The 23,143-nt window shown below is 68.8% G+C and carries 21 protein-coding genes and 1 pseudogene; 14 read left to right on the top strand and 8 right to left on the bottom strand.

Annotated elements, in window-relative coordinates:
• Positions 1-119 precede the first annotated feature (119 nt).
• The 3 genes from ACZ6MZ_RS16265 to ACZ6MZ_RS16275 form a co-directional block, all read right to left on the bottom strand.
• Positions 120-1,523, bottom strand: a complete 1,404-nt coding sequence (locus ACZ6MZ_RS16265; RefSeq protein WP_469352447.1) for an FAD-binding oxidoreductase — start codon at positions 1,521-1,523, stop codon at positions 120-122.
• On the bottom strand, positions 1,520-2,188 hold the full coding sequence (locus tag ACZ6MZ_RS16270) for a GTP cyclohydrolase II (RefSeq protein ID WP_384180360.1): 669 nt from the start codon (positions 2,186-2,188) through the stop codon (positions 1,520-1,522). The genes ACZ6MZ_RS16265 and ACZ6MZ_RS16270 overlap by 4 nt, the downstream gene beginning before the upstream one ends.
• 1,158 nt (positions 2,189-3,346) lie before the next feature.
• Entirely contained in the window at positions 3,347-4,063 is a 717-nt protein-coding gene (locus ACZ6MZ_RS16275) for a histidine phosphatase family protein (RefSeq protein WP_469352449.1), read from the bottom strand.
• A gap of 706 nt (positions 4,064-4,769) precedes the next feature.
• On the opposite strand from ACZ6MZ_RS16275, the gene ACZ6MZ_RS16280 reads away from it, so the two are divergent.
• The 12 genes and pseudogenes from ACZ6MZ_RS16280 (at position 4,770) to ACZ6MZ_RS16335 (ending at position 16,938) form a co-directional block, all read left to right on the top strand.
• On the top strand, positions 4,770-5,450 hold the full coding sequence (locus tag ACZ6MZ_RS16280; RefSeq protein ID WP_469352450.1) for a RibD family protein: 681 nt from the start codon (positions 4,770-4,772) through the stop codon (positions 5,448-5,450).
• The gene (locus tag ACZ6MZ_RS16285; RefSeq protein WP_469352452.1) at positions 5,450-5,917 is read left to right on the top strand and encodes a cytidine/deoxycytidylate deaminase family protein; all 468 of its coding nucleotides are present in this window, start codon (positions 5,450-5,452) and stop codon (positions 5,915-5,917) included. The genes ACZ6MZ_RS16280 and ACZ6MZ_RS16285 overlap by 1 nt, the downstream gene beginning before the upstream one ends.
• Positions 5,918-6,846: 929 nt before the next feature.
• Positions 6,847-7,989, top strand: coding sequence for a Gfo/Idh/MocA family protein (locus ACZ6MZ_RS16290; protein WP_469352454.1), 1,143 nt, complete (start codon positions 6,847-6,849; stop codon positions 7,987-7,989).
• Positions 7,990-8,048: 59 nt separating this feature from the next.
• Complete coding sequence (locus tag ACZ6MZ_RS16295) at positions 8,049-9,053, top strand: glycosyltransferase family 2 protein (protein WP_469352456.1); 1,005 nt, start codon at positions 8,049-8,051, stop codon at positions 9,051-9,053.
• A 3-nt stretch (positions 9,054-9,056) separates the two neighbouring features.
• Positions 9,057-10,322: an MFS transporter gene (locus ACZ6MZ_RS16300; RefSeq protein ID WP_469352458.1), complete on the top strand. Its 1,266-nt coding sequence runs from the start codon at positions 9,057-9,059 to the stop codon at positions 10,320-10,322.
• Positions 10,323-10,638: 316 nt separating this feature from the next.
• Positions 10,639-11,650: pseudogene (locus ACZ6MZ_RS16305) on the top strand (LacI family DNA-binding transcriptional regulator).
• A 39-nt stretch (positions 11,651-11,689) separates the two neighbouring features.
• The gene (locus tag ACZ6MZ_RS16310; RefSeq protein WP_469352460.1) at positions 11,690-12,034 is read left to right on the top strand and encodes a hypothetical protein; all 345 of its coding nucleotides are present in this window, start codon (positions 11,690-11,692) and stop codon (positions 12,032-12,034) included.
• Positions 12,035-12,327: 293 nt separating this feature from the next.
• Entirely contained in the window at positions 12,328-12,927 is a 600-nt protein-coding gene (locus tag ACZ6MZ_RS16315; RefSeq protein WP_469352461.1) for a hypothetical protein, read from the top strand.
• Between the two features lie 1,119 nt (positions 12,928-14,046).
• Positions 14,047-14,319 (top strand): hypothetical protein, encoded by a 273-nt coding sequence (locus tag ACZ6MZ_RS16320; protein WP_469352463.1) that lies wholly within the window; start codon positions 14,047-14,049, stop codon positions 14,317-14,319.
• A 155-nt stretch (positions 14,320-14,474) separates the two neighbouring features.
• Positions 14,475-14,684, top strand: coding sequence for a DUF5988 family protein (locus tag ACZ6MZ_RS16325; protein WP_384180339.1), 210 nt, complete (start codon positions 14,475-14,477; stop codon positions 14,682-14,684).
• A gap of 208 nt (positions 14,685-14,892) precedes the next feature.
• Positions 14,893-16,227: a beta-ketoacyl synthase N-terminal-like domain-containing protein gene (locus tag ACZ6MZ_RS16330; protein WP_389786143.1), complete on the top strand. Its 1,335-nt coding sequence runs from the start codon at positions 14,893-14,895 to the stop codon at positions 16,225-16,227.
• A 186-nt stretch (positions 16,228-16,413) separates the two neighbouring features.
• Positions 16,414-16,938 carry an AAA family ATPase gene (locus ACZ6MZ_RS16335; RefSeq protein WP_469352466.1) on the top strand — a complete coding sequence of 175 codons (525 nt, stop codon included), beginning with the start codon at positions 16,414-16,416 and terminating at the stop codon, positions 16,936-16,938.
• A 277-nt stretch (positions 16,939-17,215) separates the two neighbouring features.
• Here ACZ6MZ_RS16335 and ACZ6MZ_RS16340 read toward each other — a convergent pair whose 3' ends face one another.
• The gene (locus ACZ6MZ_RS16340; protein WP_469352468.1) at positions 17,216-17,839 is read right to left on the bottom strand and encodes a histidine phosphatase family protein; all 624 of its coding nucleotides are present in this window, start codon (positions 17,837-17,839) and stop codon (positions 17,216-17,218) included.
• Between the two features lie 315 nt (positions 17,840-18,154).
• On the opposite strand from ACZ6MZ_RS16340, the gene ACZ6MZ_RS16345 reads away from it, so the two are divergent.
• Positions 18,155-19,120 (top strand): YihY/virulence factor BrkB family protein, encoded by a 966-nt coding sequence (locus ACZ6MZ_RS16345; RefSeq protein WP_469352470.1) that lies wholly within the window; start codon positions 18,155-18,157, stop codon positions 19,118-19,120.
• Between the two features lie 172 nt (positions 19,121-19,292).
• On the opposite strand, the gene ACZ6MZ_RS16350 is transcribed toward ACZ6MZ_RS16345, so the two are convergent.
• From ACZ6MZ_RS16350 to ACZ6MZ_RS16365, 4 genes are all read right to left on the bottom strand, one after another.
• Positions 19,293-19,670, bottom strand: coding sequence for a VOC family protein (locus ACZ6MZ_RS16350; RefSeq protein WP_469352471.1), 378 nt, complete (start codon positions 19,668-19,670; stop codon positions 19,293-19,295).
• Between the two features lie 86 nt (positions 19,671-19,756).
• On the bottom strand, positions 19,757-20,308 hold the full coding sequence (locus tag ACZ6MZ_RS16355) for a GNAT family N-acetyltransferase (protein WP_469352472.1): 552 nt from the start codon (positions 20,306-20,308) through the stop codon (positions 19,757-19,759).
• 188 nt (positions 20,309-20,496) lie between these two features.
• Positions 20,497-21,444, bottom strand: coding sequence for a DUF5996 family protein (locus ACZ6MZ_RS16360; protein WP_389788688.1), 948 nt, complete (start codon positions 21,442-21,444; stop codon positions 20,497-20,499).
• Between the two features lie 217 nt (positions 21,445-21,661).
• Positions 21,662-22,072, bottom strand: coding sequence for a RidA family protein (locus ACZ6MZ_RS16365; RefSeq protein WP_384180323.1), 411 nt, complete (start codon positions 22,070-22,072; stop codon positions 21,662-21,664).
• Between the two features lie 198 nt (positions 22,073-22,270).
• Here ACZ6MZ_RS16365 and ACZ6MZ_RS16370 point away from each other — a divergent pair, with 198 nt between their 5' ends.
• Positions 22,271-23,023 carry a hypothetical protein gene (locus ACZ6MZ_RS16370; protein ID WP_469352475.1) on the top strand — a complete coding sequence of 251 codons (753 nt, stop codon included), beginning with the start codon at positions 22,271-22,273 and terminating at the stop codon, positions 23,021-23,023.
• Positions 23,024-23,143 lie beyond the last annotated feature (120 nt).

Consider the following 23,143-nt stretch of genomic DNA (forward strand, 5'->3'; position numbering starts at 1 on the left):
CGAGATGGAGGCGGGGCGGGAGGCTGAGCGGGGGCCGGGAAAGGCCGGGCCGGAGCGGCCGGGGCGGGGGCCCGGCCGGGAGCAGGGTGGCAGTCGGGTGGTGGGCAGGGGTGGTGGGGTCAGGCCGTTGCCGGGGCGGGCAGGGCGGGGGCGGCGGGCAGTACGGGGGTGAAGACGCCGTCGGGATCCACGCGCGCTCTGACCTCGCGCAGGGCCCGGCTCGTCTCGTCGGACAGCCCGTCAGGACGGTGCCGGTCCACGGGATCGCTGGCGTAGTTGACGTAGTCGACATGCCCGTCACCGCCGAGCGACCAGGGACGCGCCAGCCGGGTGACGCCGCGTGCCCACTCTCTTCGCGCGTCGTCCTGTGCGGGGTCACGCCAGATGGCCATCGACAGCACGGTATACGCCGCGTCGCGGAAGGAGATGGCTCCCGGTTCGGCCGGGGTACTCACCGCCCCGCCGAGCGGTGTGATGATGATCGTGTCATCGACACCGTCACCGCAGCCGCCACGCGCGTACTGCTCGACCAGACCCTCGGCCAGATCACCGGGCAGCGCGCTCAGGGAACACGTGGTCCAGTAGTGGCGCAGCCCGAAATCGGTTTCCCCCAGCGAGGCCTGCATGGACAGGTAGGAGCGGGGGGCGAAGTCGAGGCCGGTCAGCGGGGCGCAGCCGCCCATGGTGCTTCTGATCCGGTCGACGACCCTCTGGTCGCCGCCCAAGTAGAAGACGTTGGCGACGACGGACCGGGCGGGCGGATCTCCCCACGGTTCGAGCATCAGCAGGCAGGTCAGTTCCGGTGGCGCGTCCGCCATCAGGTCACCGAAGGCGGCCAGGACGGGCGCCGCGTGCCGCAGGGAGTAGGCGAACCGGCCGCCGTACACCCGCGAGACGGGGGCGAGACGGAAGGTGAACTCCTCGACGACGCCCAGCCCGTGCCCGGCGCCGCGCAGCAGCCGGTTGAGCTGCGGGTCGTGGTCGGCGTCGACCTGCCGGCGCTGTCCGTCGCCGGTGACGGTCCGGTAGGACTGGACCCGGTCGCAGGTCAGGCCCAGGCTGCGGGAGAGGTAGCCGAGGCCGCCGCCGAGGGTGAGCCCGGCGACCCCGGTGGAGCCCACGGTCCCCCCGGTGGTGGCGAGGCCGTGCTCGGCGGCGGCCGCGTCGACGTCGTCCCAGGTGGCTCCGCCCTGCACACGGGCCAGAGCGTGTTCGGGGTCGACCGTCACCTGCCGCATCAGACGGAGGTCGATGACGAGGCCGTTGTCGTTCGAGCCCGATCCCGCGACGTTGTGTCCGCCGCCCCGGACGGTGACGGGGATGCCCGCCTCCCGTCCGGCCGTGACCACAGCCTGGATCTCGGCGCCGTCGGCCGGCAGGCAGATCACCGCGGGACGCCGGTCGTGCATGCCGTTGAACATGCCCCGGACCTCGTCGTAGCGGGGATGGCCCGCGGTGAGAACCCGGTGCGGGCACAGTGCCTCAAGGCGCTTGCGGAGGGACTCGTACAGGGAAGGGTTCACGCAAGAGTCCTCGGCTCGACGGCGATCTGATGCCCGGCGTAGTCCACCTTCGTACGCAGGTAGTGGTCGTTGAACGGGTTGATGTGACAGCCCGTCGGCACCGACTCGGCGACCCGGATCCCCAGGTCGGACAACTGGCGCTGCTTGTCGGGGTTGTTCGACACCAGCCGGATCTCGCGGTGGCCGAGAGCGGACAAGGCCGCGGCCGCCACCCAGTAATCCCGCGCGTCGTCAGGCAGGTTCAGCATCCGGTTGGCCTCGAAGGTGTCCACGCCACTGTCCTGCAGGACATAGGCGTCCAGCTTGTTGTACAGCCCGATGCCCCGGCCCTCCTGGCGCAGATAGATGAGGATGCCGCCCTCGTCGGCGAACAGGCTCAGCGTCTCGGCGAGTTGCGGTCCGCAGTCGCAGCGCAGCGATCCGAAGACATCACCGGTGAGGCATTCCGAGTGCAGGCGCACCAGGGGCACGGCGCCGGGGTCACCGAACACCAGGGCCAACGGCTCCTTGTCGACAGGCCAGTTGGACGGCAGCCCCCCAAAGGAACTGACGCGGGGAGTCGTCTCCCGTCCGTCCTGGAGCCTGATCGGTATGTTCACCGTGGTACGGACACTCAGCGGCGGCCGCTCCTGGCCCACGTCCGGTGTCAGTGTGTTCTGAGTCATCTGTCATTCCTTGTCTCACGGCAGTGTGGTCTGGTGCGTGACAGAACAGGCCCGCCCCCGCCCGCCCACGCCAGGCCCGTTTTGACGGCCGCCCGGCGTCAGACGCGTACCGGCGACCCCCTCCGCCTCCGGCCCGGCCCCGGCGGTGAAGGCGAAAGGTGAAAGGTGAAGGGCGAAAAGGGCATGGGTGAGAAAGACGGCGGGGCAGACGGAAAAGCGTGCTCAGGCGTACGACGAAGCAGGTCAGGTGACAACGCGTACGGCAAGGCGTGCGGGTGATGCGTATGGCGGGGCGGGTGGTGAGGCAGACGACGAGGCGGTTGGGTGACGCGCATGGCGAGGCGGGTGGTGAGGCGTACGACGAGGCGTGGTGATGCCTCGCGGGCACGCCGTCAGCCCCGTACGGCGCGCAGGCAGGTGCGCGGGCCCCGTGGTGTGCTCAGTGGGTTGCGAACGGATCCGCCGGACCCCGCCAAGTCCCCCTGGATCACACCAGATCCTGCCCGGGTGAGTCCCGGCAGGCCCGGCAGGCGCCCGGTGGGTTCGGTGGGTTTGCGGTGGGGTGCGGTGGGGTGTGTGCCTGTGTCACCGCGAACCGCGGGTGATCCCCGTACGGGCCGGCGGACCGGCGTGTACGTGCCGGGGTCAGCGGTCAGGAGGGGCGGCGGGCTGATTCACCGTACGGTCCGCGCGGCATCTTCCCGGCGACGGCCACAACTGGGCCCGGCGGGAAGGCGGTTCGGGAATGGAGTGCCTGCGCCCGGCGCGGCCGGGCAGCCTGCGGCGACGGCATGGATCGTCATGGTCACGTAAGTGCATGGCAGTGCGTTGTCCCCCGTTCATGGTCCGGTACGACGGTTCTTCCGCCCCGGACAGAAGAAACACCAAGCCGTACCCCGCGCTCCCCCGGTCAGTTCGGGAGCGCTCCCAAGACCTTGGCACGCACCTATGGCTGCGTCAACACATGGTGATCACACCGTTCCGGGCGGCCACCGTCCGGTGTGGTGGCGGCCGCGGGCGGCGTGTGCGTGTCCGCCCGGGCCGTCCGGCCGCCCTGACCAGGCGCTTGTCACGGCCGGCCCGCCGGCCCCCGGTGGTGTGCGGCGGGCCGGCCGGCCGATGGGCCCAACTACGCCCGGATCCACGGGTTTTCGTGGATCAGCGCAGATGAGAGGTGTCGTTGTACAGGCGCATGGACGCCTTCTCGCCGGTGTATGTCACACCCGAGAAGGACGCCGGGGACAGTTCCATCGCGAACAGCGCCTCCCCCGGGGCGTTGAGCGCCAGCTGGATCAGTGCCTTGACCGGTGTGACATGGGTGACCGCGAGGACCGTGCGTCCCTGGTAGCGGGAGAGCAGCCGGTCCCTGGTTTCGGCTATGCGCCGGGCCACGTCGGCGAAGCTCTCCGTGCTCCCGGTGGGCGCGGTCCGGGGTGAGGTATGCCAGGCCTGAAGATCCTGGGGGAAGCGGGCGCGTACCTCCTCGTAGGTCAGCTCTTCCCAGTCGCCGAAGTCGGCTTCCCGCAGCCCGTCCTCGACCACGGGGTCCAGGCCGAAGCGGCGGGCGACGGCCGCCGCGGTCTGCCGGCAGCGCCGCAGCGGGGAGCAGACGACCGCGTCAATGCCGGCGCCGGCCAGGAGGGTGGAGGCGGCGGCGCGGTCCGCTTGCCAGCGGCCCCGCTCGGAGAGCTCGGGGTCGGTGCCGCCGCTTCCGGAGAACCGCTTCTCAGGGGTCAGCGCGGTCTCGCCATGACGGAGTGCCAGCAGCGTGGTGGAGGCCGACCGGGGGGCCGTCGGCGCCCATCCGCTGCCGGACGACAGACTGTGCGCGGCGGTGTCCGCGGCGCTTCGCTCTGGGTTCGTTTCCGAGATCATCCGCACACACTAGAACGTTCCTGTATGCCTGTACGGAACACATCAGACTTTGCTGCAAAAGGCGGCGAAGAGCGCGGCACGGAATAACAGAAGCCCTGTGGTGAAAGGAATTTGGTCTTCCTCTTCCGGTGGTGCGGGGTTCCGGAATACCGTGGTTATTTGCGGTGGGGAACGTTATGTTCCGGCGGGCGGGGGCCGGGAACGTGGACCGTCGGCGATGCGGGCGCGGTTGCGCAGGGGCCGCGGTACGCGCATACAGTGGCGCCAGCCGCCATGGACCGGCTTCCGCACAGCGGGAGTTGTCCCCAGCGGGAGCTGCCTCCTGCCTGCCCGCCAACGCGGCACCGGCGCACCGGCACACCCCGGGGGCTGGGTCCGTGATCACCGGCTCCGGACAACCCGGCTCCCGCACACCCGCCCCCACTCCCCCGGCAGTCCGGCAACCAGGCTGCCAGGCCACCTGGTTGTCCAGCCGCCTGACCGCTTGGTGGCCTGGCTGTCCGGGCAGTTCCGGTCTCCGGGCGGTTCCGGTGGGTTCCGGCCGCCCGGGAGTTCCGGTCTCCGGGGGTTCCGGTCTCCGGGGGTTCCGGTCTCCGGGGGTTCCGAGGGGGTTCCGGTGGGTGGTTTTCCTTGGCGGTGTGAAGGCGCCTGGGTGAACACTCCAACGCCGTGCTCGCGCATGAGTCCTGACAGAACGGATGACCTGATGACCACCCGCCCCTACGTTTTGCTTTCCGCCGCGATGAGCGTCGACGGCTACCTGGACGACGCCAGCGACCAGCGGCTGCTGCTGTCCAGCGCCGCGGACTTCGACCGCGTCGACGAAGTCCGTGCGGAGGCCGACGCGATCCTGATCGGCGCGGCCACCCTGCGCGGCGACAACCCCCGGCTCCTGGTGAACAGCGAGGAACGCCGGGCGGCCCGGGTGGCGCGGGGCCTGCCCGCGCATCCGCTGAAAGTCACCGTCACCGCCTCCGGTGACGTGAGCGCCGGCCTCAGGTTCTGGCACCACGGCGGCGAGAAACTCGTCTTCACCGTCGATGCCGCGCTCGGAAAAGTGCGGGCGGCCCTGGGCGGACTGGCCGACGTGGTCAGCACCGGCCCCGGGCTCGACTGGGGTCAGGTCCTCGACGAACTCGGCCGGCGCGGTGTCCGCCGGCTCATGGTGGAGGGCGGCGGCACCCTCCACACCCAGCTGATGGCACAGGACCTGGCCGACGAGGTCCAACTCGCCGTGGCTCCCCTGCTCGTGGGGCAGCCGGACGCCCGCAAATTCCTCGGCGCCGCCGACTATCCCGGCGGACCGGCCGCGCGGATGCGCCTGCTGGAGGCCCGGACCGTCGGCGATACCGTACTGCTCCGCTACGCACCGAAGGAACGTGCCTGATGAGCGACGCCACCCACGGCCGCGACCTGCACTGGATGCGCAGGGCGATCGACCTGGCAGCCCTGTGCCCGCCGTCCACGAGCGCGTACTCCGTCGGCTCGGTGATCGTCGACGCCGACGGCACCGAGCTGGCCCACGGGTACAGCCGCGAGACCGACGCGCACGTCCACGCGGAGGAATCCGCGCTCGGAAAGCTTCCCCCCGGCGACCCCCGCCTGAGAACGGCGACGATCTACAGCACACTGGAGCCCTGCTCCCAGCGCCGCTCACGCCCGCACCCCTGCGCACAGCTCATCCTCACCGCGGGCCTGCCACGCGTCGTCATCGCCTGGCGCGAGCCCTCACTGTTCGTCGCCGACTGCACCGGCTACGAACAGCTCCTGGCAGCCGGCGTGACCGTGGTCGAACTGCCCGAACTCGCCACGACCGCGAAGGCCGTCAACGCCCACCTGCCCGGCATGGGCTGACCCGGCACCCCCGCCCGACGGATACCAACACCGCACCGTCACAACTGCCGCACTGCCACGCTGTCGTGTCACGGCCCCATCGCGCCGTCACGCTGCTGCGTCACGGCGCCGTTGCGTCGCTGCGCCGTCACGCTGCTGCGTCGCGGCGTCGTTGCGTCGTTGCGTCGTTGCTGGGGCCGGCTGGTGCACCGTCCCGTGCGGTGTTGTGTCGTGTGCGGGTCTTACGGGGGCGGGAGTGATGCCGGGTTGTCGTTCCGGGCGGTGTGAGGGGACGAGTTTCCGCCAACCTGGCCTCTCCGCCGGGCCCGGAGGGCAGGCCCGGCCGGCCACCGGAGGGGCACGGTGTGCCCGGTGACCGGGTCCGGGGACGGCGGAGGCCTCGCACGTCAGAGCGGTGACCCTCCGGACACGGAGACCGGGCCGGACCGAAGCGGGCCGGAGCGGGCCGGCCGTCCGGCCCGTCCGACCAAAACACACCAGACCGCAATGATCGTGCGATCCCAGCCCCCACGCTCAATCGGCCACGGGACCGAATACGCCTTGACGCCCGCGCGATCATCCGTGTTCGATAAAGAAGCGGCCGGCACAGACCGTTCCATCTACCGGTGCCGGCTGCCACGGGGCGAAGAAGCACGCAGTACACGGGGGTGAGAAGCGTGCCATCGGCAGACGCTTGACCCGGCACTCCCTGCCGTGATCACATCCACCTTCACATCATGTTCGAATTGTGGGGGCCTGCAGGCCGGAGCCTTCCCTCCCTGCCGGGAGGCAGCGCACCGCCCGCACCGCGCCGTACCGCACCTCATCGGATCTCATCGCATCTCGGGGTGCGTCTTCCCGGCCCGCTCCAGGGTCCGGGAGGCCTTTCTTCACCTGCACTGTCTGACGCTCGAAAGAATTCTCGGGGGGAACTCCACATGAGCGGATTAATGACCGGCACGACAGGTATCGCTTTTATCGGATGCGGATATGTTGCCGATTTCTATATGGCGACTCTTCCGAATCATCCGGAACTCGCCCTGCGTGGCGTATACGACTGCGACAGTGAACGGTCGAAAAAGTTCTCCGGGTTTCACGGTGTCCATCCGTACTCCTCGGTCGAGGAACTCCTCGCCGACGGGACCGTGGCGATAGTCGTCAATCTCACCAACCCGGGCAGCCACTACGAGGTGTCCCGCCGCTGCCTGGAGGCGGGAAAGCACGTCTACTCGGAGAAACCCTTCGCGGAGGACCTGCGGCAGGCGACGGACCTGGTGGAATTCGCCGAGGAACGGGGCCTCACCCTCTCCTCCGCGCCCTGCTCCGCGCTCGGTGAGACCGCGCAGACGGTGTGGCGGGCGCTGCGGGACGAGGTCATCGGCCGGCCGCGGCTGGTCTACGCGGAACTCGACGACGGCGCGGTCCACCAGATGCCCTACCGCACGTGGATCAGCCCTTCGGGTGCGCCGTGGCCCTACGAGGACGAATTCCGGGTCGGCCCCACGCTGGAGCACGCCGGCTACTACGTGACCTGGCTGACCGCGTTCTTCGGCCCCGTCTCGGAAGTGGTGTCGTTCGGCCGGCTGATACAGCCGGAAAAGCTCGGCACGCCCGACACGGGGTTCGCCGCCGACTTCACCTGTGCCTGCATCGAATTCGATTCTGGTGTCGTCGCCCGCCTCACATGCGGAACGCTGGCCCCGGAGAACCATTCACTGCAGATCGTCGGCGACGCGGGCGTGCTGTCGGTATCGGAATGCTGGGACTACGGCGCGGAAGTGAAGGTACGCCGCAGGGCGGACGTATCGGAGTCGGTGCACCACTACCTGGCCGAGGCGGAAAATATTCCACTGGTCCGCCCCGCCGACTATCCGTTCCGCTACCAGGACACCCACGACATGGACTTCTCCCGCGGCATCGCGGACATGGCGGCAGCTATCAGCCGGGGGGTCAGTCCGAGACTGTCCGCGCGGCATGCCCTGCACGTCCTGGAAATCGTCCTGGCTGTTTCCGGGACCGCCGACGCAACGGCACGCACCGTCATCCGGTCGACGTTCGACGCCGTCGAGCCCATGCCGTGGGCCGGCCGGTGACAGCAGGACCTCCCGCCTGCGGATCCACCGGTTCCGAAAGAGAAGAAGAAAAGAGCACCGTGACGCCCGCACCGCCCGCACCGCCCGCCACCACCGCCGCCGCCACCGCCACCGCCGCCACCGCCACCGCCACGTTCGTGATGCCGCACTACAGTGACGACCCCAGAGCCTTCCAGTACCTGGAAGAGACCCTCGCGAGCCTGCGCGGCCAGAGCGACCGGGACTGGCGGCTGGTCATCGTCGACGACGCCTCACCGCAGCCGCGGGACCGTGAACGGCTGCGGGAGATGGCCGCCGCCTCGGACGGGCGGATCGTCCTGCTCCAGCAGGACGTGAACCGCGGGCAGGGCATCTGCCGCAACATCGGCGTCCGCTGGGCCCACGAACAGGGCTCCGGGATCGTCCTGTTCCAGGACGCCGACGACCTCTCACACCCCCGCCGCCTCGAACTGACCCGCCGCGTCCTCACCGAACGCCCCGAGGTCGACTTCATCTACTCGACCTTCACCGTCATCGACGAAGCCGGCGCCCCGGTGCCGGAGAACCGGCTGACCCCCTCGGTCAGAGAGATCATCGAATCCCACCACGACGCACCCGTCGAAGGCCGCGACGCCTGGATACGCATGGGAGTGGAAACCGGCTACACCACCCTGACCTCCACCGTCGCCGTCCGCACCGAACTCGCACTCGCCCACCCCTTCCCCGACGTACGGGGCTCCGAGGACGGACACACCTGGTTCCGGATGGCCGCGGGCGGCGGCGCCCTCGGCTACATCGGATCCATCCCCAGCCTCTACCGCATCCCCCAGAACGTCACCGGCTCCTCCGACCGCAGCCGCATCGGCGCCGACTACTACCGGCGCAAGGCCGAAGTGGACACCGCGGGCTTCTTCCACGCGATGAGCATCTCGCTGCAACGACAGACCATCCAGCTCTCCGACGTACCCGACCTCAAAGGCGGCTTCCTCAGGCGGCTCTCCCTCACCATGGAACGCGAGGGCCAGCCCGAACTCGCCAGGGAAATCCTGGACATGACAGCCCCCGAACCTGTCGGAGCCCGATAGCCCGTGACCGTCACACCCCCCTCACCGGCACCACCCACCCGCCACCTCCGCACCGCCCGGCGCGCCGTATCGGGATACTTCTTCATCAACGGCATCGCCTTCTCCTCCTGGGTCGCGCGCATCCCCGACATCAAGCACAAGATGGCACTCAGCGACGTCCAGCTCAGCCTGGCCCTGCTGGTCGCCTCGGCCGGCACCGTAGCCGGACTGACCGCGATCGGCCCCCTGGTGGACCGCCTGGGCAGCGCCCGCGTCAGCCGCGCCGCCTCCATAGCCGTCGCCCTCGGCCTGACCGCCACCGGCACCGCCCCCGACCTGCCCCTCCTCATGGCAGCCCTGCTCTTCTTCGGACTCGCCGGCGGCGCCTACAACGTCTCGATGAACGCCCAGGCCGTCCAGGTCGACCGCGCATACGGACGCCCCGTCATCGCCTCCATCCACGCCGTCTTCAGCGCCGGCGCACTCGCCGGATCCGGCCTCGGCATCCTCACCGTAGAACTGGACATCCCCCCGCACACCGGACTGACCGCCCTGGGCGCCCTCCTCGTACTCGCCGCCCTGGCCTGCGGCCACTTCACCCCACCCGGCCCCCGGCCCACCCGCACACCCACACCACGACAGGGCAGGCGGGCCCTGGCCAACAGCCGCGTCCTGTTCCTCGGCGCCTGCTGCTTCGCCTGCCTCCTCGCCGAAGGCGCCATCGCCGACTGGAGCGGCGTCTACCTACGCGAGCACGTACTGCTCACCCCCGCACTCGCCCCCGCCGGCTACCTCCTCTTCTCCGCCGCCATGGCCACCGGCCGCCTCCTCGCCGACCGGGCAGCCGTCCGCCTCGGCCCCATGAAACTGGTCACCCTCTCCGCCCTCACATCAGGCACCGGACTCACCCTCGGCCTCCTCACCGCCCACCCCCTCGGCGCCCTGACCGGCCTCACCGTCTTCGGCCTCGGACTGTCCTGCATCATGCCCCAAATGTTCAAAGCAGCCGGCGAGCAAGTCCCCACCGACACCGGAAAAGCCATCGCCACCGTCGCCGCCTTCGGATACATCGGACTACTCGCCGGCCCCGCCCTCATCGGCCTCCTCTCCCACACCCTCGGCCTCCCCCGCGCACTCGGCCTGCTCGCCCTCCTCATGCTCGCCATGACCCTCGCCGCCAAAACCATCAACACCTGGCAACCACCCCCACCCCCCACACCCACACCGCCGGTACCGCCCGCACAGCCCGCATCGCCTGTACCGCCCGCACGGTCCCAACCCGGGCGCTAACCTGAATAACTGACACCTAGTCAGGCCACGCACACCCGACCGCACGCACGGACCCGACCGCACGGGCACGACCGGAAACGCGGACACGACCACCCCGCGCGACGCACGCACGGCCGGACGCGTGCGGACGGACGCGCGTGTCCGTCCGTGCATGTAGGGATGGGCGTGTACGGCTGTGCGTGTACGGCTGTGCGTGTACGGCTGTGCGTGTACGGCTGTGCGTGTACGGCTGTGCGTACGGTCGCGCGTGCGTGGGCGGAAACGACGTTGTGCGTGATCCGGCCGGGAGACCGTCCGGAGAGGGAGGTTTTGGACCATGCAGGTTCGGCGGCCGACACTCGAAGCCGTGGCAGCCCGCGCGGGTGTCGGCCGGGGCACCGCCTCCCGCGTCGTCAACGCCACCGGCAACGTCAGCCAGAAATCCCGCCGGGCGGTACTGCGCGCCGTCGCCGAACTCGGCTACGTACCCAACCCCGCCGCCCGCGCCCTCGTACGCCGCCGCACCGACACACTCGCCTTCGTCGTAGCCGTCTCACAAGAACGCGTCTTCTGGGAAGAGCCCTACTTCTCCGCCATCGTGCGCGGCGTCCACACCGGCATCAGCGGCACCGGCCTGCAACTCCTCCTCGCCATCGCCCACTCCCCCCAGGAACACGCACAACTCACCAGCTACCTCACAGCACGCCACGTCGACGGCGTACTCCTCAGCTCCCTGCGCGGAGACGACCCCATGCCCCGGCACCTCCACGAAGCCGGCCTGCCCACCGTCATGGTCGGCGCCCCCACCGGATTCCACCCCGAATACGGCGTCGACCTCGACAACCACCAAGGCGCCCGCCTCGCCGTCCACCACCTCACCAGCCGCGGCCGCCGCCGCATAGCCACCATCACCGGACCACTGGACACCCGCGCCGGCACCGACCGCCTCGAAGGCTGGCGCACCGCACTCACCGACACCGGACTGCGTACCGACCTCGCCGCCCACGGCGACTTCACCGCCGCCTCCGGAGCCCACGCCATGCGCGAACTCCTCACCCGCGCACCCGAACTCGACGCCGTCTTCACCGCCTCCGACAGCATGGCCGTCGGCGCCCTACGCGTACTCAAAGAATCCGGACGCCGTATCCCCCACGACGTCGCCGTAGTCGGCTTCGACGACTCCCCCCCTCGCCACCGACACCGACCCCCCACTCACCTCCATCCACCAGCCCCTCGAAAACATGGGCCACCACATGGCACACCTCATGATCGCGCAACTCCGCCAGGAACCCATCACCCAACCCCACATCACCCTCCAACCCCACCTCGTCATACGCCACTCCACCTAAGGGCTGTCCGGCGGATCAAGACGACGTAGGCTCCCGGGCATGCATAGCACTCTGACCGAGCACGCCCGGTGTCTGTTCGGAGACGAGTACCGAGCTGTGCCGGAGTGCGCGCTTGAACACCGGAAGCACTACTTCGCCGAAGAGCTGACCTTCGCTGACCCGGACGAGATCCTCACCATGGTGCACGAGCTGTGCCCACACGTGGTGGACGGACTCCTCCCGGTCTGGGTCCGCAACCTTGCCTACCGGCTGGTGCTCCTTCAGCGACCGGACGAGCCGGCATTGCTACGGGAAGCGGCCGAGAACCTCTGGCTGCACGGCCCGGAGTGGGACGACATCGCCGCGGACCTGCAGCGCAGGGCCCAAGCCCTGCAAGCAGGATGAACAGGGTGAACAGGGAACCAATGTCAGGGGCCTGAGCCACAGCCCGATCGCCGCGACGGTAACGGTGCCATGAAAGACGCAGGCCCGTTTGTCGCAAGTACCTGTTTCTGATCCCTGCTCGGTGGACGTGCCCCGTGGACCACTCGGGCTTCGTCCACCCGAACGGGCAAAAGGGGTCCAGCTCCATGGGCAGCACCCGGATTGGGTCGGAGTCACGTGAACGGACCGCACCCACCACGAGCGGTCAGCGACAGCTCGGAGGGGCATCACAGCGCACTGGATACCCACACGGTATGAAAACCATGGCGGGAGGCCTCGCCGCCGGGACCGGCTTCGGGGCGGCTACCTCACTCGTCAACGCGCTTTCGTCGCCATATGCGGAGCTCGGAATGTCGCTCACGGGCACCGTCTGGGCCAAGGCCGCCAAGGTGCTCAGCCTCCTGATGGACGCAGGCTGGTCCTGGGCCGCACTGGCGGTGGCGATGGGCTGGCCGGCCGGGACATGGGTCCGAGGTGCGCTCGCCGGAGCCCTGGCCCTGGTCGCTGCCACGGTGGCGTACTACGCGACGGACGCCTTCGTCTCGGGAGCCGGCACCGATATCGTCAGCTGGCTGCTGGCAGGCCTCCCCTTCGGACTGGTCCTTGGTGTAGTGGGTGCAGCCATCAGACGGCCCGGACCGGTCGGCTTGCTTGCGGCGCTGACAGTTCCGGTAGGCGCTGCCATGCAGATGGTCGTGCTGCCGCCCCGGCCGCACCTCACCGTGACCCCGGCAATCATTCTCGCCGAGGTCATCGTCTGGACAACCGCTGCGCTCGGGGCCGGCTGGGCCGTCCACCGTTTCTGGGCCGAAAGGCGAACAGCGCTACCTGTCCAGCGTATTCAGTCCGGCTGACCAGCACACTCCGCAGGCCACACGCGGGCTGCCGCGGAATTTCGCCGGATAAGCCGCCAGGCCGTGCGGGCGACCGCAGCCCAGGTGATGAACGTCTCGGAGTGGCAGGCCGAAGGCCACCATCCGGCTGACACGGACCCGGTATTGCCGGCCGGATGACACCCGCCGGGTGCTGCCGCCCAGGCGCTGGCGACCGGGTGACACAGGCCAGGTGCTGCGGGCCGGGTGCTGCCACCCGGCCCGCGCGGGACGGGTGTTACGGGACCGGAGTTGGCGGCGGGAGCGGGGCGCCGTCACGGACGACTGCTCACCCCTGCCAGGAACGTATGGGCACAGAACGGGGTATTTCGCAAGTACGGTGGGCCTGACCGCGCCCCGAGGACCTCCAGGGGCACGCGTCGTGGTTCTGTCCGGGCGGGCCGCCGCGCCGGCGGGCATCCCGGCAGGTGACAGCACCCGGCGCCGCCCGGACACCCCGCCGGCCCGGCATTTTCGCCGCCCGTGACGTGTTGAGCCATTCGAGTGGATTCGTCACGGGATTGTTGCTGTCATATTCACTCTCATGGATAACTGGATACATCCAAACCGGTGGGTCGCCCATCCTCTCCGGGGGAGTGGCAGCCGACCTACCGCCGAAGCGCCCGGGCGGCGGTCAGGCCATCTGCCGCAATGGGCCCCCCGTAGAGGCATTGGATCCATCAGCCGGCGCCGCTTGCCGGCGCCGGCTGATGCGACCCGCTGAACCTCACCCCAGGGGGCCTCATGCGAGTTTCCCGCACCTCCCCAACCCCAACCGGCGACCCCACCCCACCCCCACCGCCGGCCACCACCACCACCGCGTCCGTAGCCGCGCCCGCCGCCCGAACATCCCCACCCCACGGCGAGAACACACCGGCCGATGCCACCAGCACCACGAACACCACGGCACACACGCCGCCGCGCACCCGCCCCCTCACCCGCGCCCCCCGGCTCACCCGCCCTGGCCCCGCCCGCGTCTCCCCTGGCCCCGCCCGCGTCCCCGACACCGGCACCCACAGCCACCGGACGCCCCCCAGCCACACACTCGGCCGCATCCCCGGCCACCTGCCCGGCCGTGGCCCCGGCCACGCGCCCGGACCCATGACCGGCCGCATCCCCGGCCGCATGACCGGCTGCATGACCGGCCATATGACCAGCCCCATGACTGGCGGCGTCCCCGGCCACCTGCACGGCCATGGCCGTATGACCGGCTACATGACCGGCCGTATGACCAGCCCCATGGCCGGCCCCATGACTGGCCGCGTCCCCGGCCACCTGCACGGCCATGGCCGCATCCCCGGCTATACGCCCGGCCGCACCCCCGGCCCCATGAGTGGCCACATCCCCATGACTGGCCATATCCCCGGCGTATGACCGGCCCCATGACTGGCCGTATGACCGGCCGTACCGGCTGACCCCTTTCTTCCCGCTGCCCGGCAGCCCCTCAGCGGGCCGTACGGAAGCGCCCGTTCAGGCCGGCCCCCGCAGCACCCCCTCTTTCCCCCTCGGTTCACTGATGGGTGAGTGCCATGCCCCAACCGACACACGCAATCCTCCGCGGAGGCCCCGACGGCACCCCCGCAACCTGGAAACTGCAACCCGGCCCCTGCGACACACGGCTCAAAATCCTGCGGGGCAACGGCTACGAACACTTCGAATTCACCCGCCAATACGCCGAATTCAACGGCGAACTCTGCCCCGTCTACCGGTGGAGCTACCGCACCTACATCGCCGAATAGCCCCCCCCCCCCCCAGCCCAGCCCAGCCACCCACCCCGGCACAAGCCCGCAACGCCCCCGCTGCAAGCCCGCGTTCACCTCCAGGCGGGCCGCCCCAACGACCCCGCTACAAGCCCGCGTTCATCCTCTTGCGGGCGCCCCGCACAGGCGTGACCGACTGGTCCGGGAGGATCACCGTGACGACACCGACACCCTTCGCAGGCACCTCATGAACACACCCGCCACCGACCCCGGCAACACCAGCCACCCCCGGGACGCCATCGTCACCGGCATGGGATTCTGCCTCCCCGGCGAAGAACACCCCGTCTTCACCGCCGGCGACCTATGGGACATCACCTCCCGCGGAGCCACCTGCCTCGACCACGACGGCATCTACTACGGCTCCGTCAACCTCACCGACGACATGTTCAACGAACGCCTCCCCCACATCCCCCCCTTCTTCTCCGCCCACTACACCAACGCCCACCGCTACGGCCTCGTATCCCTCACCGAAGCCTGCACCGACGCCCAACTCGACATCCACAACGGAGACCTCAACCACGCAGCCATCCTCGTCGGACGCGGCGGAATCGACGCCAACATCAACAGCTACCTCTCCGTACTCAACGCCGACCCCCACACCACCACCGCCGCCCAAGCCATGGAACTCTTCGTCGCCGCCGAACAAGCCATCACCCCCTCCGACGTCGCCCTCGTCCAAGGAGCACTCACCCAAACCAACGGACCCTGCTACACCCTCTCCTGCGGCTGCGCCTCCTCCGCCCTCCAAATCGGCCACGCCCGCACCATGATCCGCGACGGCGAAGCCGACATCGTCGCCGTCACCGGCGTCGACGTCTTCAACATCAACCTCATCCAAAACATCCAAAACCTCCTCCACGGCGCACAACACACCTACAACACCATCCGCACCACCGACATGCCCACCCTCCTCCCCTCCTTCAACACCCTCATGCGCCCCTACGACCAACACGCCACCTGCATCAACCACGGCGAAGGATCAGCCACCCTCATCCTCGAAAGCCGCCAACACGCCACCCAACGCGGCGCCCACCCCTACGGCCAAGTACTCAACCAAACCACCACCCGCGACGGCCTCGCCAACCCCCTCGCCAGCGACCACACCGGAAAAGAACTCGTCAACGCCATCCGCCGCTGCCTCCGCAACCACGACATCACCCACATCCCCTACATCCACGGCGCCAGCGACGGCAACCCCACCGTCACCCAATTCGAAGCCAACGCCATCACCACCCTCTACGGACCCACCCCCCACAACCTCCTCATGACCTCCCACGAAGGCACCTTCGGCCACAACGGCGCCCCCGCCGGATGCATCAGCACCGCCCTCACCCTCCTCATGATGCAACAACAACAAATCTGCCCCACCACCAACTGCCAACAACCCGCCACCAACCTCCCCTTCGACCCCATCCCCGGCACCCACACCCGCCCCCTCACCTTCCACCACGCCCTCACCCTCAACTACCAAATCGGAGGACTCAAAAGCGCCACCCACCTCACCAACAACCACCCCACATAAACCACCCGGAACACCGGCCCCCGGCATGAGCGAGACGGTGCAGCGGTGACGTTCAACCTCGTGGTCCCAGCCGCGTTCGGAGGCGTCGCGGGCCGGCGAGGCAGTCAGCGAAAACCTGCCGGATGCGCCGCGTCCCAGGCCAAACCACATGCCGTGGTAGTCCGGGCTCTGCCAGGCTGACAGGCCATGACTACTTACGAACTGTTGCTCATCGGTGGTGGTGCGGGTGTCGGGAAGACGACTGTCGCATGGGAGGTATCCGCCGCGTTGCAGGGGAAAGGAACGGCGCACTGCCTGATCGAGGGGGACTACATGGACCAGATTCATCCGGCCCCCGACGATGACCCCCGTCGTACAGCGATCACGGAACAGAACATCGCCGCGGTCTGGTCCAACTACACCGCTCTTGGCCAGCATCGCCTGATCTACACCAATACGGTGAGCGTCCTGGAAGAGCCGATGATCAGCCGGGCCATGGGCGGCGGCGAGATCAGTGTTACCTGCGTCCTCCTCACGGCTGAGGAAACCACTGTGAGACAGCGGCTCGCTCAACGGGAAATCGGATCCCAACTGTCCGCTCACATCGAGCGGAGTCTGCGGATGGCACGGCATTTGGACGAGGAGGCCCCACCGGGCACCATCCGCATCCCGACGGATGACCGGTCGGTTCAGGACATCGCCGTACACGTGCTTCAGGCTGCCGCCTGGTAGATGTGGGGGGCGACGACCCAGCGCTGAGAGATCACGTCGTCCATCTCCCGGGATGATGCGGACCGCGTTGAAGGCTGAAGACGTGAACATTCCCGGCGTCAGCGAACCGGGATCGGAGCAACTCGGTACCCCCATTCCCATTTCCAATGTGGTCCAGCGCTGGGCAGATGACGAGTAGAAGGTGAGCCAGAACCCTTCCAAGGGCAGCGTTTGGCGGTGAGTTTGAGCAGCAGCCGGCGATGTGTCGTCCGCTGAAGCAGTCGGTGGATCGCCGCTCTCAGACGTGCAGCTCGGGCGGGAATCCAGTCCAGCGAAGCCCTGCGGGAAGGTGCCGCATGTCGTTGTAGAAGAGGACGGAAGCGGGTCGGCCGGGCGCGTATCGGATGACGGTCAGCGCGGCGTTGGCGTGGTTGAGGCCCATCCAGCGCCACTTCGGTGCGTCGAGGGCGTCTCGGACGAGCCAGCCGATGAGGAAGTTGTGGGTGACGATCAGCTCGTGGCGCGGTTCGTCACCGTCAACTGGTCCAGTGAACCGTGCGAGAGCTTTCCGAGCCAGCTCCGGACCATTTTCGCGCTCCTCGGTCGGGAACTGGGCCAGGCGGCCGAGCATGGCGTCGGCCGGCTCCGAAGGCAGCTCTTCTCTTTGCGGCACGTAGGGGATGTAGTCGCCGGTCAGTTCCGAAGGCTGCAAGGGAACGTCGTCGAGTTGGTCGCAGATCAGCCGTGCGGTCTCCTCCGCTCGCGGGAGTGGGCCGTGATAGAGCGCTGAGAGAGGGCTGCGCTGAAGCCGTTCACCAAGCAGTACCGCCTGACGGCGGCCGTTGTCCGTCAAGCTGCTCTCGTCCGGCGAAGCCTCGCCATGCCGCGCGAGGTAGAGGTAGCGGGGGGCTGTTCCAGTCATGCGCGAGGTCCTCCATCAGCGTTCATGATCTTGCGGACGCCCGGATGGACGCTGATGTTCGCCGTACGGTTCCGGTGCCTCCCGAACTCATCCACGTCCCCGGTCTGTGGAACGGGGCGCCCCCCAAACCCGTCGGCAAGGGATTTCACTACTGCTTGATAAAGCCGGCCATGACGCACGACCCGCTCAGCGCGAGGCCATCTCTTGGGTTCTGGGCGGCTGAATCCCTCGCGTCAGGGGAGAAGGTAGGGCGGGCCGTGTTCCCGGCGGGCGGCCGCGCTGCCGCCGGGCGAACGACGCGAGGAGACGCACGTCATGGGAACCGCTGTGCACGTCCCGCAGACCCGGGACATGATCGGGGACGAGCTCTCCGGGGACGAGGCGCTGGCCGCGCTGCGACGGTACGGAGGTCGCCGCCTGCTCATGGACGCGTTCTCCCGCTTCCGCTACGCCGACGGCTTCACCAGCGCACGCTCTCTCGGGTTCCAAGTGGTCCTGGGTATGGTGCCGTTCACCATTGCCTTGGTCGGCGTGGCCACCACCGTGCATACGGAGAGCCTGGGGCGGATCACCGAGCTGACCCTCGGCCGGATCGTGCCGGGCGCCAGCGCGGACCTGGTCCAGGACGCTCTGGCCAGGACACGGCACAGTGCCGGTTCCGGCGCATGGAGCGCCGTCGCCATGTGGCTGGGTCTGGCTTTCGCCCTTCTCAATCTGGCCTCGGCAATGGCGCAGGTCGAACGAGGCGCCAACCGCATCTACGGCATCGAACGCGACCGGCCGTTCCTCAGGAAGTACGGCCGGTCCCTGCTGCTCGCCGTGGCGGCCGGTATGCCCATGGTCCTGGGATTTCTGGTGCTCGTCGCGGGAGAAGCCGTGGGAGAGTCGGTGGTGGAGGCCTTCGACTGGTCCCGTGACACCAACGGCTGGTGGGACGTGCTTCAACTACCGGTGGGTATGGCTCTCGCCTGGATCGCCTCGGCGGTGATCTTCCGCTGGGCTCCTCGCCGGGACCAACCGGGCTACACCTGGCTCGCGTTCGGCTCGGCGGTCCATCTGGTGCTGTGGGTCGCGGCCACGTGGCTGCTCGCTCTCTACGTCGCCAAGAGCGGCTCCTTCGGCGCCGTGTACGGACCCCTGACGGCTTTTGTCGCGTTGCTGCTGTGGGCCAACCTGACCGGCGTCGCGCTGTTCCTCGGCATAGCCTTCGCCGCCCAGCTCGAAGCCGCCCGCGCCGGAATCGCCAAGGCCGTGAAGCCGGATCCCGGGCCGGGGCCGTGAAACTCGCGCCTGGGGATTCCGGCGTGGGCGGCTTCGAGCTGCTGCGGCAGGCGGGCACGGACGCCGTGGCATGGTCGTACCGGTGGCGCCGCAGGAGGTGTTCACCGTCCGACGGCTGACGGCACCGTCACCGCCATAGCCCTCCTCATCTGGCTCCGACCGTGATCTTGTCTCAGTGCCGGACCAGGCAGAACGGGTGTCCTGCCGGGTCGGCGTAGATACGCCAGCTCCGTCCGTCGGACCCGTCGTCCAATACCGTCGCCCCTTGGGTCAGCACCTGCTCTTGGGCTCGGTCCAAATCCGCGACACCGAAGTCCAGATGGAACTGTTGGGGGCGGGTAGGGTCGGGCCACAACGGCGGCCGATAGTCCGCCACCCGCTGAAAGGCGAGGACGAGACCGGACGGCGTGTGCAGTGTCGACCAGCCATCGCTCAGCGCCCACCGCCGATCCTGCTGATTGACGGTCCCACCGAGTAGCGACTGGTAGAACCGGGCGAGCTCCGCCGGATCAGAACAGTCCAGCACCACACACTGCAGGTCAGCGATCATGGACGGATCCTAAATGGCCGCCAGGACGGACCCGACCGTCGAACCCAAGATCGCAGGCACACGCCCTGGCTGCTGCGGCATGCGTACTACCGGTGCGAGCTCTCCACCGTCGCTGTCTTTCGCTCGCTGATCGCGGTGGGAGCCGCGCTCTGCTGCCCGGCGGCCAGCGGCTTGGCGTAGCAGCGGCTGAGCTCGTGGAAGCGGTAATGGCCGAACTTGACGCAGGGCTCGTAGCCGCTGGATGAGTAGAGAGAGATGGCCTCCGGCTGTTCGGTGCCGGTCTCCAGGACCATACGGGTGCGGCCCGCGGCACGGGCGTCGTCCTCCAGGGCGGCCAGCACCAGCCGGGACAGGCCGCGGCCGCGCGCCTCCGGGATCACGTACATGCGCTTGATCTCCGCGTCACCGTCCGTGTACCCATGGTTGTTCTCGTCCTGGCTGCGCCAGCCGCCGGTGGCGACCGGGCTACCCTGATCGTCGTAGACGACCAGGTACAGACCCTGCGGCGGCTCGAACATAGCCGGGTCGAGGGGCGTGACGTCGCCCTCGTCCCCGTATCGCTCAGCGTATTCAAGCTGCACGCGAGCGTTGAGCTTGACGACGTCGGGGTGCCCGAAGGAGACGGGATGAATATCCATTCCATCAATCCTACGGTCGAGGTGGTGAATGGTTTTCTTCCCACCACCGGCCGGGCCATGAGCGAACGACACGTCGGGCCCACGTGGTGTGCGGGTCCGTCACGGTTGCTCTGCTCCTGCGGGCGCGAAGCCGGATGACGCGGTGAGTCGTACAGTGGCGGACGCTGCCGTGGGGGCTTCGGTGGCTTCTACCGGTGCCCGCTCCAGCGGGCCGGATCCTCCTCCAGCGACGTACGGTCCCATCCGCCTCGCACGGCGGCGGCCTCGTAGGTGGTGTGCAGGAAGCCGGAGAGCGTTCGATCGGGGTCGGCGGCGGTGCGTACCGCCTCGTACGGCAGGAGAAACTGGCCGTTCGCCTGGCTGTAGAACGCCTCGGAGGGGGTGACAGGGCTGTCGGCGAATCCGTCAGGTTCAGGGTAGGCGTAGGCGTAGAAGGCCCCCTCGTCACCGCCGCCGGGCCAGAAGCCGCAACTGCTCAGCTCGCGTGAGTAGCCCTCCTCCATGACCCAGTCACCGCAGTTCGGCGCGCCTCCGGGGTGGCGGGGGGAACCGCGTCCGGAGAAGCGGGTGCAGGCCAGGTCCATGGAGCCCCAGAAAAAATGGACCGGACTGACCTTGCCGACGAAGTAGCTGCGGAACTCGCCCAGCGCCCGGTTCGCATGGAGAAGCTGGCGCCAGAACAGGTGCGCGGCATGCGGATCGTACGTGTGGTGCTGGAAGTCCTCTGCGAACGGGATCGCCGGCTCGACCTCATTCGGATGTCCCTGGATCGTGGTGGGGACATCCAGTTCGTCCAGGGCCCGTAGGACACGGGCGTGGAAGTCGGCCACCGGCATGGACTCCAACCCGATGCTGCGGGCGCCGCCTTCACTGGTGCGCAGGCGCAGTGTGTGGTCGATGAAGTCGAACTCCATGTCGAAGGCGCCGGCGCCGTAGGGGATGGTGGAGGTGGTCAATCCCCGTGGGCTGACGTAGAACGTCACCTGCCACCAATGATTGAGCAGCGGAGCATGTGCCAGCCGGACCTTCCCGACGATCTGCGTCCACATGTGCAGTGTGTCGCGCGTCTCGGTCCAGTCAGCGACCCGCAACCGCGGCCACGCCTCGGCTCCCCGGCCGGTTTTCGTCGTCACCATGGTTCTTCCTCCACAGCTTCGGATGCCCGTTGGAGTCCTTAGCCCCAGCCGTGCCACGTCGCCCTGCGCGCACGGCGACGTGCCGCCTTCGTTGCCGCTGGCCGTCCCCCCCATGGTCGTCCTGTCCCACGGCGCCGTCCACCTGGAGGATCCCGCTCCCCAGCGCGCGGGGCGTCGTTCTGGACGCCGATCCGCTGTCGCCGTCTGATGGCTTGGCTCAGTCGGGTAGCGCCACGGTGAGGTCCACCTCAACGAGCTGTCCTGTGAAGCCCAGCTGCGCAACGCCCAGAAGCGTGCTGGCGGTGGTGAACGCCGGTCCGATGACTGAGTCGGTGAGCCGACGCCATGCGATACCCAGGACATCGGTGTCGTCGCTCCGCACGTAGATCACCGAGCGCACCACGTGTTCCGGCTGGGCACCCACCGCTGTCAGGGCGGTGAGCGCGTTCGCCGCGACCTGGTCGATTTGCACCTCAAGGGATCCGGATCCGATGAGGGAACCGCTCCGATCGAGCGGGCACTGCCCGGCCAAGTAGGCCGTCCGGCCGGCCTCCACCACGGTGATGTGGTGATAGCCGGGCGTCTCATGCAACTGCTCCGGGTTGAGGCGCGTGATCTTCGCAGTCATGCCCGTGAGTTTGACGGGCTTTCTGTCGGCACGCATCGCATTTTCTCTGACCGAGCAGTACTCAGTCCGATCCGAAGTGTCCGTACTCCTCCACGCCGCGCCCCCGCATTCGTCGCGGAGCCGGTAAGGTTGTGATCTTCGGGTGGCATCACCGCCCGGAGTCCCCCGAGGACACCGCTGATGAAGGATTTCGGCCGGATGCCCGTACAGCGTCGGCTCGACGCGGCCCTGGAACGCCTGGATGCCACCTTCCGAGGGATGACCGCCCGCCCCGACGAACGCAACTGCGAGTGCCATTGGGGCAGCGCCGAGGAACTCGCGCTGTTGAAGGTGCCGGACGTGGAGCTGGATCCCGACCTTCTGCGCCGGACCTGGCAGGCGTCGGACTGGGCGGACAGCCCCTCCGTGATACGCCGGATCCTGCCTCAGTTCGCTGCCGCCCTCGTCCGTGGCCTGGTCGACGACTTCGACATCGAGGAAGCCGGGCGGGCAATCGCTCGCGGGCGGTGGGAGCAGGGGCCGGCCGAAGAAGCCGCCGCGGTCCAGGAATTTCTGCACGCATGGTGGGCCCACACCCTGGCCGATCCCGGCCCCGCCGTACCCGTGCACCTGGTCCTCGCACTGTGCGCCGAAGCCACCGCCACGCTCGCTCCCTGGCTCGACACCTGGGAAACCACTGCGCACACGGTGGCCGACCGGCACCTGATGGAAGCGGTGACCCAGTGGGAGTACGACCTGCGGGGCGAGGACCAGCTCCCCTGGACGAGCTGGCGCGACGAGGACGAGGAGGCCGCCATGCGCACCGAGTTGACGGTCTGGCTGGCCCGCCACGCCCCCGCCCGCCTTCGCGCACACGGTGCCTCGGAGGAGCTGCTCCATCACGTACGGCTGCTCGGGCTCGCCGAGGCCGACCGCTGGGACGATCCCCACTGGAACGACTGCACCTACTGAGCCCTCCCGCCAGCCCCACTGGGGTATCCGTCCGACGGGTGCGACCGGCGTCACGTCCTTGACCCGCGCGGAGTAGTGTCTGTCCGCTTGTTCAAGACTGGCCCCAGGTCAGGGGGCAGT

This window comes from Streptomyces sp. NPDC042201, assembly GCF_055582185.1.

What these genes read in the sequence shown, in the direction of transcription:
- ACZ6MZ_RS16285 (WP_469352452.1), top strand. Translation starts at nt 5,450, where the DNA reads ATGAGCGACGCCACCCACGGCCGCGACCTGCACTGGATGCGCAGGGCG.
- ACZ6MZ_RS16310 (WP_469352460.1), top strand. Translation starts at nt 11,690, where the DNA reads ATGCATAGCACTCTGACCGAGCACGCCCGGTGTCTGTTCGGAGACGAG.
- ACZ6MZ_RS16360 (WP_389788688.1), bottom strand. Translation starts at nt 21,444, where the DNA reads ATGGTGACGACGAAAACCGGCCGGGGAGCCGAGGCGTGGCCGCGGTTG.
- ACZ6MZ_RS16320 (WP_469352463.1), top strand. Translation starts at nt 14,047, where the DNA reads ATGACCGGCCGCATCCCCGGCCGCATGACCGGCTGCATGACCGGCCAT.
- ACZ6MZ_RS16330 (WP_389786143.1), top strand. Translation starts at nt 14,893, where the DNA reads ATGAACACACCCGCCACCGACCCCGGCAACACCAGCCACCCCCGGGAC.
- ACZ6MZ_RS16280 (WP_469352450.1), top strand. Translation starts at nt 4,770, where the DNA reads ATGACCACCCGCCCCTACGTTTTGCTTTCCGCCGCGATGAGCGTCGAC.
- ACZ6MZ_RS16270 (WP_384180360.1), bottom strand. Translation starts at nt 2,188, where the DNA reads ATGACTCAGAACACACTGACACCGGACGTGGGCCAGGAGCGGCCGCCG.
- ACZ6MZ_RS16340 (WP_469352468.1), bottom strand. Translation starts at nt 17,839, where the DNA reads ATGACTGGAACAGCCCCCCGCTACCTCTACCTCGCGCGGCATGGCGAG.
- ACZ6MZ_RS16350 (WP_469352471.1), bottom strand. Translation starts at nt 19,670, where the DNA reads ATGATCGCTGACCTGCAGTGTGTGGTGCTGGACTGTTCTGATCCGGCG.
- ACZ6MZ_RS16345 (WP_469352470.1), top strand. Translation starts at nt 18,155, where the DNA reads ATGGGAACCGCTGTGCACGTCCCGCAGACCCGGGACATGATCGGGGAC.
- ACZ6MZ_RS16370 (WP_469352475.1), top strand. Translation starts at nt 22,271, where the DNA reads ATGCCCGTACAGCGTCGGCTCGACGCGGCCCTGGAACGCCTGGATGCC.
- ACZ6MZ_RS16325 (WP_384180339.1), top strand. Translation starts at nt 14,475, where the DNA reads ATGCCCCAACCGACACACGCAATCCTCCGCGGAGGCCCCGACGGCACC.
- ACZ6MZ_RS16275 (WP_469352449.1), bottom strand. Translation starts at nt 4,063, where the DNA reads ATGATCTCGGAAACGAACCCAGAGCGAAGCGCCGCGGACACCGCCGCG.
- ACZ6MZ_RS16355 (WP_469352472.1), bottom strand. Translation starts at nt 20,308, where the DNA reads ATGGATATTCATCCCGTCTCCTTCGGGCACCCCGACGTCGTCAAGCTC.
- ACZ6MZ_RS16315 (WP_469352461.1), top strand. Translation starts at nt 12,328, where the DNA reads ATGAAAACCATGGCGGGAGGCCTCGCCGCCGGGACCGGCTTCGGGGCG.
- ACZ6MZ_RS16335 (WP_469352466.1), top strand. Translation starts at nt 16,414, where the DNA reads ATGACTACTTACGAACTGTTGCTCATCGGTGGTGGTGCGGGTGTCGGG.
- ACZ6MZ_RS16365 (WP_384180323.1), bottom strand. Translation starts at nt 22,072, where the DNA reads ATGACTGCGAAGATCACGCGCCTCAACCCGGAGCAGTTGCATGAGACG.
- ACZ6MZ_RS16290 (WP_469352454.1), top strand. Translation starts at nt 6,847, where the DNA reads ATGACCGGCACGACAGGTATCGCTTTTATCGGATGCGGATATGTTGCC.